General features: G+C 68.5%; 10 protein-coding genes. 4 read left to right on the top strand and 6 right to left on the bottom strand.

Annotated features, from left to right (window positions below):
- Positions 1–207 precede the first annotated feature (207 nt).
- A complete protein-coding gene (locus tag MJ603_RS09245; protein WP_243063423.1) occupies positions 208–2,250 on the top strand; it encodes an ABC transporter ATP-binding protein in 2,043 nt (680 codons plus the stop codon).
- 43 nt (positions 2,251–2,293) lie between these two features.
- On the opposite strand, the gene MJ603_RS09240 is transcribed toward MJ603_RS09245, so the two are convergent.
- A complete protein-coding gene (locus MJ603_RS09240; RefSeq protein ID WP_243063422.1) occupies positions 2,294–4,321 on the bottom strand; it encodes a phosphoenolpyruvate carboxykinase (GTP) in 2,028 nt (675 codons plus the stop codon).
- A gap of 82 nt (positions 4,322–4,403) precedes the next feature.
- Between MJ603_RS09240 and MJ603_RS09235 the strand changes: the two genes are divergently transcribed.
- From MJ603_RS09235 to MJ603_RS09225, 3 genes are all read left to right on the top strand, one after another.
- Entirely contained in the window at positions 4,404–5,855 is a 1,452-nt protein-coding gene (locus MJ603_RS09235; RefSeq protein WP_243063421.1) for a helix-turn-helix transcriptional regulator, read from the top strand.
- An 84-nt stretch (positions 5,856–5,939) separates the two neighbouring features.
- Positions 5,940–6,281, top strand: a complete 342-nt coding sequence (locus tag MJ603_RS09230; protein ID WP_243063420.1) for a PadR family transcriptional regulator — start codon at positions 5,940–5,942, stop codon at positions 6,279–6,281.
- Positions 6,278–7,243, top strand: coding sequence for a hypothetical protein (locus MJ603_RS09225; protein ID WP_243063419.1), 966 nt, complete (start codon positions 6,278–6,280; stop codon positions 7,241–7,243). Before MJ603_RS09230 ends, MJ603_RS09225 begins: the two co-directional genes overlap by 4 nt.
- Positions 7,244–7,292: 49 nt before the next feature.
- Here MJ603_RS09225 and MJ603_RS09220 read toward each other — a convergent pair whose 3' ends face one another.
- From MJ603_RS09220 to MJ603_RS09200, 5 genes are all read right to left on the bottom strand, one after another.
- Complete coding sequence (locus MJ603_RS09220; RefSeq protein ID WP_243063418.1) at positions 7,293–8,078, bottom strand: 3-hydroxyacyl-CoA dehydrogenase; 786 nt, start codon at positions 8,076–8,078, stop codon at positions 7,293–7,295.
- A gap of 75 nt (positions 8,079–8,153) precedes the next feature.
- Positions 8,154–9,353: a thiolase family protein gene (locus MJ603_RS09215; protein WP_243063417.1), complete on the bottom strand. Its 1,200-nt coding sequence runs from the start codon at positions 9,351–9,353 to the stop codon at positions 8,154–8,156.
- Positions 9,354–9,376: 23 nt separating this feature from the next.
- Positions 9,377–10,243, bottom strand: a complete 867-nt coding sequence (locus MJ603_RS09210) for a CHAD domain-containing protein (RefSeq protein ID WP_243063416.1) — start codon at positions 10,241–10,243, stop codon at positions 9,377–9,379.
- A 49-nt stretch (positions 10,244–10,292) separates the two neighbouring features.
- Entirely contained in the window at positions 10,293–11,582 is a 1,290-nt protein-coding gene (locus MJ603_RS09205) for an RNA polymerase sigma factor (protein ID WP_243063415.1), read from the bottom strand.
- A gap of 1 nt (position 11,583) precedes the next feature.
- A complete protein-coding gene (locus MJ603_RS09200; RefSeq protein WP_243063414.1) occupies positions 11,584–11,961 on the bottom strand; it encodes a YciI family protein in 378 nt (125 codons plus the stop codon).
- Positions 11,962–11,996: the final 35 nt, after the last annotated feature.

The following is an 11,996-nucleotide window of genomic DNA, read 5'->3' as shown; positions in this document are numbered from 1 at the left end:
CGGATGTCCGCAAATCTCCGAAGTCCGGCGCGGCGGCGAGATGTGAACACAGCAGGTTGGATCGGGATGCGGGAGTTGGGCGCCAGCGCGGACGGATGGGGACGCGGCGCGAGCAGCACCGCTGCGCACTCCCTCTCCGCTTGCTCTCCCTCGCCGCTCGCAGGCCGGATTGATAGCCTTCCGTAGCCCCCGTCGACTGGAGTTCCGATGAGTTCCCCCACGCCCACACGACGCAGCCCGTTCGGCAGGCCGAAGAAGGATGAAGGCCCGCGCGCCACGTTCCGGCAGCTGCTGCCGTACATCTTCGAGCACAAGAGAGCCATGACCCTCGTGGTCGTGCTGAGCGTGCTCGGAGCCGCTGCCAGCCTCGCCCAGCCGCTTCTGGTCAGTCAGGTGATCGGCATCGTGCAGGGAGGGAAAGCTCTCGGCGGCCTGGTCTGGGCGCTCGTCGCGCTGGTGGTCGTCTCCGGCCTGATCTCCGGCTACCAGCACTATCTGCTGCAGCGCACCGGGGAGAACGTCGTGCTCTCCTCCCGCAAGCGACTCGTCGCTCGCATGCTCAACCTGCCGATCAGCGAGTTCGACGCCCGGCGCACCGGCGACCTCGTCTCGCGCGTCGGCAGCGACACCACTCTCCTGCGCGCCGTGCTCACGCAGGGTCTCGTCGAAGCGATCGGCGGTGCGCTCACCTTCATCGGCGCGCTCATCGCGATGCTCATCATCGACCCGGTGCTGCTCGGGCTCACCGTTCTCGTGATCGCCGTGTCGATCGCCGTCGTCGTGCTGCTCTCAGGGCGCATCAGGATCGCCAGCCTCAAAGCGCAGCAGAAGGTCGGCGACCTGGCGGCATCCGTCGAGCGAGCGATCAGCTCGGTGCGCACGATCCGTGCAGCAGGGGCGACCGACCGCGAGATCGACATCATCGATGAGGATGCCACCGGCGCCTACCGCATGGGCGTGAAGGTCGCGAAGATCTCGGCGCTTGTCGTACCGGTCGCCGGTGTCGCGATGCAGGTGTCGTTCCTGGTCGTGCTCGGCGTCGGCGGATACCGCGTCGCGAGCGGCGCCATCACGGTGGCCAGCCTGGTGGCGTTCATCCTGTTCCTGTTCATGATGATCCTGCCGCTCGGCCAGGCGTTCGGAGCCTTCACGTCGGTGAATTCGGCGTTGGGCGCGCTCGGCCGCATCGAGGAGATCATCGCTCTTCCCTCCGAGGATGCCGACGACCTCCCCGCCGATCAGCGCGCCATGATCGTCGGCCCGGCGAATGCTGCCGTGAATCCGGATGCCCCCGCCATCGCCTTCGCCGACGTGCACTTCTCCTACCCCGACGCCGTGCTCGCCGCGCGGGCAGCACTCGATGCCGACTCGAGCGAGCAGACGCCCGGGCAGACGGCGGTGCCCACGCGCGGTCGTCACACGGGTGCGGTGCCGACCGTCGGGTCGACGGCGGCGGACGCGGTGGAGGCGTTCGAGGGGCGCGACGTCGTCGCGGAGGCCGAAGCCGCGGCGGGCGCGACGCGCGAGGTCTCGGTGAGCGGGCTGACGGCATCCGACTCGGCGCACGAAGAAGGAGTGCTGCACGGGGTGAGCTTCACGGCTCAGCGCGGCAAGCGCACGGCTCTGGTCGGGCCGTCCGGCGCAGGCAAGAGCACGATCCTCGCGTTGATCGAGCGCTTCTACGACCCGACGTCGGGGGCGATCTCGATGGGCGGGTTGAACATCCGTTCGGTCGACAGAGCGAAGCTCCGCGCTCAGATCGGCTACGTGGAGCAGGATGCCCCGGTGCTCGCCGGCTCGATCCGCGACAACCTCACCCTCGCCGTGCCAGACGCCACCGACCAGCAGTGCATCGACGTGCTGCACGCGGTGAACCTCACGGATGTGCTGGAGCGCAGCCCCCTCGGACTGAGTGCGCCGGTGGGCGAAGACGGTGTGATGCTCTCCGGCGGCGAGCGCCAGCGGCTCGCCATCGGACGGGCGCTGCTCGCGGCACCGCCGATCCTGCTGCTGGACGAGTCGACGTCGAGCCTCGACGGACGCAACGAGCAGCTGATGCGCGAGGCGATCGACGCGGTCGCGGAGAACCGCACGCTGATCGTCATCGCGCACCGGCTCTCGACAGTCGTCGATTCGGACCAGATCGTGGTGATCGACAAGGGGCGCGTGATCGGCACCGGCACGCACTCCGAGCTCGTGGAGACGACGCCGCTCTACCGTGATCTGGCGAAGCACCAGCTCCTGGTGTGAGGGCGCTCCCTCTGTCGAAGCCGCACCCTCTCCGCTGGTCGAGTCAGCTCCGCAGGCGATAGCGCAGAGAGCTGAGCTCCGCGGTGAGCGCCGCAGGCGCGCGAGCGCCGAAGCGGCCGAAGAAGTCCTCGGTGAGGTCGCACTCGGCCAGCCACGCGGCCTGGTCGATCTCGAAGAGGCGGTCGACGGCATCCGTGTCGAGCTGAAGGCCTTCGAGATCGAGGGATGCCCGCGCCGGCACCCTGCCGATCGGGGCGTCCACCGCGGCCGCCGTGCCCTCCAGCCGGCCCACGATCCACGCGATGACGCGCATGTTCTCGGCGAATCCCGGCCACAGGTACGAACCGTCGCCACCCTTGCGGAACCAGTTCACCTGGAAGATCGCCGGTGCGTTCGCACCGAGCCGCTCGCCCATCGTCAGCCAGTGCGCCCAGTGATCGGCCATGTTGTAACCGCAGAACGGCAGCATCGCGAACGGGTCGCGGCGCAGTTCGCCGACCTCGCCCTCGGCCGCGGCCGTGCGCTCCGACGCGATCGTCGCCCCCAGGAACACACCGTGCCGCCAGTCCCTGGCCTGCAGCACGAGCGGGACGTTCGTTGCGCGCCGTCCGCCGAAGACGATGGCGTCGATGGGCACGCCCTCAGGGGCATCCCAGTCGTCGGCGATCGTCGGGCATTGCTCCGCCGCGACCGTGAAGCGCGAGTTCGGGTGTGCGGCCGGGCGTCCAGAATCCGGCGTCCAGTCCTGGCCCTGCCAATCGGTGAGGTGCGCAGGCGGCTGGTCGGTGAGTCCCTCCCACCACACGTCGCCGTCGTCGCGCAGCGCGACGTTCGTGAAGATCGTGTTGCCCCAGAGCGTCTCGACGGCAGAACGGTTCGTGGACTCCCCCGTCCCGGGCGCGACCCCGAAGAAGCCCCGCTCCGGGTTGATCGCGCGGAGGCGGCCATCGGCATCCGGCTTCATCCAGGCGATGTCGTCGCCGACCGTCTCCACCTGCCAGCCGGGCAGGTGCGACCGGAGCATCGCAAGGTTGGTCTTGCCGCACGCTGACGGGAACGCCGCCGCGATGTGGTGCACGCGTCCCGTCGGCGACGTGACCTTGATGATGAGCATGTGCTCGGCGAGCCAGCCTTCCTCCCGCGCCATCTGCGACGCGATGCGCAGCGCGAAGCACTTCTTGCCGAGCAGCGCGTTGCCGCCGTAGCCCGAGCCGTACGACCACACCTCGCGATCCTCGGGAAACTGCACGATGTACTTCGTCTCGTTGCACGGCCACGCGACATCAGGGCGGCGGATGCCCGTGGCATCCACGAGCGGGAACCCAACGCTGTGCACCGTGCGCACCCACGGCGACCCCTGATCGATCAGGTCGAGCGCGCCGCTCCCCATGCGCGTCATGATGCCCATCGACACGACCACGTAGGGGGAATCGGTCAGCTGCACGCCCAGCTGCGAGATCGCGCCTCCCAGCGGCCCCATCGAGAACGGGACGACGTACATCGTGCGGCCGCGCATGCTGCCGGCGAAGACGGTGTCGAGTTCGCTGCGCATCGCCTGCGGCTCACGCCAGTTGTTCGTCGGACCCGCGTCGTGCTCGTGCTCCGAGCAGATGAACGTGCGGGCCTCGACGCGGGCGACGTCGGCCGGGTCGGTGCGTGCAAGGTAGCTGCCGGGACGCCACTCCGGATTCAGCTTGATCAGCTGCCCGCTCGCCAGCTGCAGCTTGAAGAGCCGGTCCGCCTCGCGACGAGAGCCGTCGCACCAGACGATCTCGTCCGGCTGGGTCAGCTCGGCGATCTCGGCCACCCAGGCGGCCAGCCCCGCGTCGGTGGTGCCGCCGCCCCGCTGGTCGAGTAGCGCGCCGGAGGCACGCGTGTCGAGACCATCCCCGGCAGGCGCGTCGGGGTCTCGATACGTGTGCGAACTCAGCTCGCGCACTACTCGACCAGCGGGACCAGCAGCGCCAGTAGGGGGCGCGACGGTCTCGAGAGGAGAAGCCGGGCGAGAGCCGGTGCCCTCGGCATCCGCCCGGCTGGACTTAGGGGTGCGTGGCCTCTGGAGGATCGTCATGACTTCACTCTGAAGCTAGATGAGGCATCCGCTCGGGGAAATCTCGCGTGAAGAATCGTTGTTCTTTTGCTACCGTGAACGAATGGACGCCGACGCCGCCGACATCGCCACGATCGGCCATCGCATCAGACACTTTCGCACCGCAAGCGGTCTCACGCTCGAGCAAGTCAGCTCGCGCGTCGGGATGTCGCAGAGCCAGCTGTCGATGATCGAGAACGGCAAGCGCGAACCGAAGCTCACGACCCTGCAGTCCATCGCCACCGCGATCGGCGTCGACCTGGCATCCCTGCTGATCGCCGAGCCGCCGGACGAGCGAACGGCCTACGAGATCGAGCTAGGCAAAGCTCAGAAGTCCCCGTTGTACACGACGCTCGGGCTGCCCTCCGTACGGCCGACGAAGGGCACGCCGACCGACACGCTCGCGGCTCTGGTCGGGCTGCACCGCGAGTTGGCCCGCCAGGCGAGCAAGGCCATCGCCACCCCGGAGGAGGCCAGGCGTGCGAACACCGAGCTTCGCGAGTGGATGCGCGGGCAAGACAACTACCTTCCAGAGATCGAGCGGCTCGCCGAGGAGCACGTGAAGGCGTCCGGCCACCTCTCTGGCGCGCTGACACATCGCGAGGTGAGCGTGATGGCGAAGCGACTCGGCTTCCAACTGATCTACGTCGACGACCTGCCGAACTCGACCCGTTCCATCACAGACCTCGAGAACGGCCGCATCTACCTGCCGCCCGCCTCGATTCCTGGCGGACACGGTCTGCGCTCGATGGCGCTGCAGGCACTCGCGCACCGGGTGCTCCGGCACGAGCGCCCGACCAGCTACGCCGAATTCCTGCGGCAGCGCATCGAGATCAACTATTTCGCGGCGTGCTGCCTCATGCCGGAGAGCGCCGCAGTCGCCTTTCTGCAGACCGCGAAGAAGGAGAAGGACCTGGCCGTCGAGGACTTCCGCGACGCGTTCGGCGTGACGCACGAGACGGCATCCCTGCGACTGAGCAATCTGATCACGGCGCACCTGGGCATCAGCATGCACTTCTTGCGGGTCGGCGAGGACGGCGCGCTCTACAAGGGCTACGAGAACGACGGCCTCCCGCTGCCCACCGACGTGACGGGCGCCATCGAGGGTCAGCTCGTCTGCGCGAAGTGGAGCGCGCGCAGCGCCTTCGCGCAGACGAACCGCACGACCGAGCTGTACCAGTACACCGACACTCCCGCCGGCACCTACTGGTGCGCGACGCAGACCGGTCGAGCGGATGCCGGCAGCTTCACCATCACGATCGGCGTTCCGTTCGCGGATGCGAAGTGGTTCCGCGGCCGCGAGACCACTGTTCGCGCGGTCTCGACGTGCCCCGATCCTGCCTGCTGCAGAACGCCGGATGCCTCGCTCGAGTCCACGTGGTCCGACAGATCGTGGCCGAGCGCACGGCTGCACGCGCACATCCTCTCGCCGCTGCCGACCGGCGCGTTCCCCGGCGTCGACGACACGGAACTGTACGCGTTCCTCGACGCGCACTCCGGACCGCTCGGGGAATAGCACCACCGTCGCCACGGACGGCGCCTGCCTAGGGGAAGCACGAGTGTGTTGCAATAGTGTGTGACTCTCACTATGGTGAGTCACATGGAGATAGATGACACTACTGCGGGACACCTGCAGGAACTGCGCCGAGGAACCGTGGTGCTGGCCTGCCTGCTGAGCCTGCGTGTCCCGGACTACGGCTACGCCCTGCTCGAGCGGCTCGAGACGCTCGGCTTCGCAACGGATGCCGGAACGCTCTATCCCTTGCTGCGCAGGCTGGAGAAGCAGGGCTTCCTCAGCAGCAGTTGGAACACCGACGATGCGCGGCCGCGAAAGTTCTATCAGACCGGTGCCGCCGGGCTCGCCCTCGCGCAGACCCTGCTCGCCGATTGGTCTGCCATCACCGAATCGATCCGCACGCTGACTTCAGGAGACGAATCATGACCACCATTACCGACCGTTACGTGTATGCCGTCGGACGACGCGTACCGAAGCATCAGCGCGACGAACTCGAACTCGAGGTTCGGGCGCTGGTGACCGACACCATCGAGGCCAAGCGCGAGGAAGGGGCCTCCGACCCCGAACGCGACGCCATCATCCAACTCGGCGATCCCGAGCGCCTCGCTGCCACCTATACCGACCGTCCTCTGCAGCTGATCGGTCCGGCTCTGTTCCCCGCCTATCGACGCACGATGGTACTGCTCTACAGCCTCGTACCGCCGATCGCGGTACTGGTGATGGTGGTCGTTCAGGCGTTCGCCCGCGACGACATCGGCGACATCATCGGCAGCGCCATCGCCTTGGCCATCCAAGTGTGCGTACACGTGGGGTTCTGGACGACACTCGTTTTCGTCATCCTCGAACGGGTGCCGCGCGAGGGACGCGGCATCGCGGACTGGACGCCGGACATGCTGCCGGATCCCGACGCGGGCGAAAGGGGACTCGACCGTGGGGGCCTGATCGGCGGCATCCTGTGGGGGGCGTTCATCATCGCCGCCGTGTTCTGGCAGCAGTTCGCATCACCGATCCGCACCGCGACCGGGGACTCCGTCCCGGTGCTGAACCCACAGCTGTGGACGTTCTGGCTGCCCTGGATCATCGTCGTGATGGCACTCCAGGTTGTGTTCACCGTGTTCGTCTACTCGCAGCGGCGGTGGACCTATCCACTGGCGCTCGGCCGCATCGTTCTCGACGTCGCCTTCCTGGTTCCCGTTGCATGGCTCGCCCTGACCGGCGGACTGCTCAATCCAGCGTTCTTCGCCGCCGTGCACTGGCCGCAGGGAGCGGATGCCGCCGGCTGGCTCGGCATCCTCATCGCCGTCATCGCGCTTCTCGGAGTAGCCATCGAGATCGTGAGCGCGCTGCGAGACGCCGCGAAATCGCGCACCACGGCATCCGTCGCCTGAGGCGCAGCACCCTCACCGGGTATCCGGGCAGAGGTCACGGCTCAGGGTGCTACTTCGGCTGCATGCGGATGGCGCCGTCGAGGCGGATGACCTCGCCGTTCAGCAGCGGGTTCTCCACGATGTGGCGCACGAGCGCCGCGTACTCCGCGGGCGTGCCCATGCGGGACGGGTGCGGAATCTGCTCCTCGAGCGACCTCTGCACCTCTTCGGACATGCCGGCCATCATCGGAGTCTGCATGATGCCGGGAGCGATGGTCATGACTCTGATCAGCAGCTTCGAGAGGTCGCGTGCGATCGGCAGGGTCATGGCGGCCACGCCGCCTTTCGAGGCGGAATACGCCGCCTGCCCGATCTGCCCGTCGAACGCTGCGACGGATGCCGTGCTCACGATCACCCCGCGCTCCTTCGTAGCCGGAACGCCTGGCAGCGACTGCGACTCGATCGGCTCGTTCGCCGCCATCGCCGTCGCCGTCAGGCGGATCACGTTGAACGTTCCGATCAGGTTGATGCGGATGGTGCGCTCGAACGACGCGAGGTCGAGGGGCCCCTGCCGGCCGACTGTGCGACCCGCGGTGGCGATGCCGGCGCAGTTGACGGTGATGCGCAACGGCGCCAGCGACTGCGCGGCGTCGACGGCCGCCTGCACCTGCTCCTCGTTCGTGACATCGGCCGGCACGAATTTCGCGCCGAGCTCTGCCGCAACCTGCTCGCCGGGAGACGAGGGCAGGTCGACGATGACCACCTTCGCGCCCGCCGATGCCAGGACCGTGGCCGTCCCCTTGCCGAGGCCCGATGCTCCGCCGGTGATCAGCGCACTACATTCCTGAATCTGCATATGTTCCTCCGAGGTGGTGGTTCTGGTGGGTGCCCTTCGACTCGGCTTCGCCTCGCTCAGGGAGCTGGACGCGGCTCAGAGACGCTCGATGATCGTGGCGTTCGCCATGCCGCCGCCCTCGCACATGGTCTGCAACCCGTAGCGGCCTCCCGTGTGTTCCAGACGCGCGAGAAGCGTGCCGAGCAGTCTCGTGCCGCTGGCCCCGAGAGGATGCCCGAGCGCGATAGCCCCGCCGTCAGCGTTCAGCCGGTCGGGATCGGCATCGAACTCGCGCAGCCACGCCAGCGGCACCGGCGCGAACGCTTCGTTCACCTCGTAGGCGTCGATCTCGTCGAGATTCAGCCCCGACTGCTTCAGGATGCGCGCGGTCGCCGGCATCACGCCCGTCAGCATGTAGAGCGGGTCGCTTCCGGTCACCGCGAACGAGTGGAACCTGGCGCGCGGCGTCAGCCCCAGCTGCTCGGCCCGCCTGCTGCTCATGATGAGCGCCGCGGAGGCTCCGTCAGTCAGCGGAGAGGAGTTGCCCGGCGTGATCTTCCACTCGATCTCGGGAAAACGCTGCGCCAGTCGGTCGGTGCGGAACGACGGGTTCAGCCCTGCGAGACCCTGCGCCGTGGTGGACGGTCGAACCGTCTCGTCGACCGACACGACGCGGGTGCTGCCATCGGCATCCGGTGCGGCCACGGGAACGAGTTCGCGGTCGAACTCCCCCGCTTCTGCTGCCTCAGCGGCGAGGCGGTGCGATCGCGCGCTGAACTCGTCGAGCTCGTCGCGGCCGAACCCGTACTTCTGCGCGATCAGCTCGGCCGAGACGCCCTGGCCGACGAGACCGTCCGGATAGCGGGCGGCGATCGACTCGCCGTACGGATCGCGTCCGATGGTCGACAGCCCGATCGGCACCGCGCTCATGGATTCGACGCCGCAGGCGATGACGACATCCTGAACGCCCGCCATGATCGCCTGCGCGGCGAAATGCGCCGCCTGCTGGCTCGATCCGCACTGCCGGTCGATGGTCGTGCCCGGCACGTGCTCGGGGAATCCCGCAGCGAGTGCCGCATTCCGCGCCGTGTTGAAGGACTGCTGCCCGACCTGGCCGACGCATCCCGCGATCACGTCGTCGACCACTCCAGGATCGAGGTCGCTGCGTCTCGCCAACTCGGCGAGCAGCCCGCCGAGCAGGTCAACGGAATGGATGCCGCTCAGCGCGCCACCTGGTTTGCCGCGCCCGCTCGGGGTGCGCACGACATCGATGATCACGGCTTCTTCGGCGGTCATGCCACCAGCCTACGGTCGTCGCCCTACCCGAGTCGTTCTGCTGCTCTCCCGATGGCCGAGACCAGCACGTCGAGGCCGATCAGTCGGTCACCGGCTTCCCTCTCGATCGACTCGGCGAGGTCGCGCACAGTGGCCGATGAGGCGTCCTGCGAGTGCGTTGACCACGAGCGCAACTCCCCGGCCAACAGCACGGCATCACGGTGATCGCCCAGGGCATCCTGCACCGCTTCGGCGGTGGTGGCGAGAGCGGATGCCCCGTGCACGTCCTGTTGCACGGCCTCTGCCGCGTAACGCACGCGTCTCGCTGCTTTGCGCACCGCGTGAAGATCGTCGAGGTCACTGGTGGAAGCCGCGAGGTCAGCAGCTCTCCCCACCGCGCGGCCAGCGCGCTGCAGCGAACGCCGGGCGAGGGTCGTGACGGGTCCGGCAGCATCCAGACCTGCGGATGCCTGACCGACGAACCCGCGCAGATCGGCGAGCAACGCGCGGTGGCGCGGGGAGTCCACGACGTCGAGAACGGCGGCTCTCGAAAGGACAGCAACCGCCGATGCGTCATCAGCGAGCCTGTGCAGTGCCGCGCCGGCGATCTCGCCATCGGCCGCTTCCCAACGCTCGCGCAGCGCCGCAGCACGTACCTCGTCGTCACGGGCCGTCCCGAGCAGGTCACCGAGCTCGGCGAGTCGCGACCGAAGCGCGCGACGTGCGCCCGGCTCGAAGACGCCCGAGTAGACGGACAGGATGCTGCGCATTCGTCGCACCCGCGTGCGTGCTTGATGAAGCGCATCGAACGCGTTCACACGGATACCGCCCTCGAAGCCCTCGAGTTCGGTCACCGCCGTGACCATGGCGCGCGTGAGAACGTCTCGCGCGATCGCCTGCTCATCCGGCACGGTCGCCCCCTATGCCACGCCGAGTCACGCCCGGTCAGGCGCTGCCAGCCTACGACTCCGAACGCGAGCGACGCCGTTCGAGATGCGCCCGCAGCACGGGATCGGTCGTGAGCGAGATGGCACGATCGTAGGAGGCATCCGCCTCGTCGCGACGGCCGAGCGCAGACAAGAGGTGCGCCCTCGTCGCCCACGCCGGCTGGAATCGCTCCATGCCCACATCGCCGATGGCATCGAGCGCTGCCAGACCGGCCGACGCGCCGTCGGCGTCGGCGATCGTCGCGGCGAGCGCGACCCGCGCGCCCAGCGTCGGGCGCATGCCGACGAGCACCTCGTGCAGACGCCGCAGGGCGACAGGGTCGACGTCGATGCCGTGCGCGCGGGCGTCGTGTGCCGACTGGATCGCGGCCTCGAGCTGGAATCGGCCCACGACACCGAACCGGCTCGCACGCAGCAGCAGGTCTTCCCCGCGGGCGATCAGTGCGGCATCCCAGCGCTCCGGATCCTGCTCGTCCAGCGGAACGAACTGACCCAAGGCGTCGAGTGCCGCGCCCTGTCGCGCCGCAGACAGATGTAACAGCGCGTCGAGGCCGAGCACCTCCGGCTCCTGTGGCAACAGCTCGGCCAGCAGGTCGGCGAGCGCGAGCGACTCCGCGGACAGCGATCCCCGCTCGATCACGCCGGCGATCGGTCGCCATTCGATCGCATAGGCACCGTAGACGGCTTCGAGCACCGGCGGCAGCCGTGCCGGCATCGCACGACGATCGGGAACGGCGAACGGGATGCCCGCAGCCCTGATCTTGCGCTTCGCACGCACCAGCCGGCCCGTCATCGTCGGCTCCGGCACGGCGAATGCGACGGCGATGCGCCGCGCATCCAACCCCAGCACGGTCTGCAGCATGAGGGGTGTGCGCACGGACGGGTCGATGGCCGGGTGCGCGCACACGAACAGCAGAGCGAGTCTCTTGTCGGGGATCTCGTCTGGCTCCGGTGCATCGTCGATCGCCGTGGCAGCGACCGGAGCGGTCGCCGGGGCGGCGTCGGTCTCGTCGTTCAGCGGCACCGAGGTGCGGAACGCGGCCGAGCGATAGCGATCCTTGAGCCGGTTGCGGGCAACGGTGAGCAGCCACCCCTGTGGGTTCGACGGGATGCCAGAGGCCGGCCACCCGCGCACGGCGCGCTCGTAGGCATCCGCCAGCGCGTCCTCCGCAGCGGTGATGTCGCGCGTCTCGGCGGCGAGCACGGCAAGGAGCCGGGCGTGGTCCCGCTCGACAACCGCGACGAGGCGGTCGGCGCCCGATGGCGCCTCCTCCGCGTCGTGCCGCTCCGCGTGCTCGTCCACGTCAGGCGTCGGGGACCCAGGTGCCGCCGATCGTGTGGATGCCCACCGGCCGCACCTCGAGTACGCCGTAGGTCGCGCCAGGGCACTTCTCCGCCCAAGCGAGGGCGGCATCAAGATCGGGAACGTCGAGCACGAAGACTCCGGCCAGCTTGTCCTTCGTGTCGGCGAAGGGCCCGTCCTGCACCTCCAACGAGCCGCCCCGCAGGGTCACGGTGGTCGCGGTGTCGCTGGCCTGCAGAATCTCGCCGGTGATCAGCACGCCTGCGTCGTCGAGCGCCTTCACGTACTCCCCGAACGCCACCTGCATCGCTTCGACCGCCTCCTGACTCACGTCGACATCGCCGAGTTCGGGGTTGTTGAGCACGAGTGCGTATCGCATCAGATTCTTCTTCCATTCGGCGCCGCCCGGTGCGA

The organism is Humibacter sp. RRB41 (genome assembly GCF_022761015.1).
In the GTDB taxonomy this organism is placed as follows: Bacteria; Actinomycetota; Actinomycetes; order Actinomycetales; family Microbacteriaceae; genus Humibacter.
The sequence above is the reverse complement of the archived record's forward strand: the minus strand, read 5'-3'. Positions and strand labels throughout refer to the sequence as shown.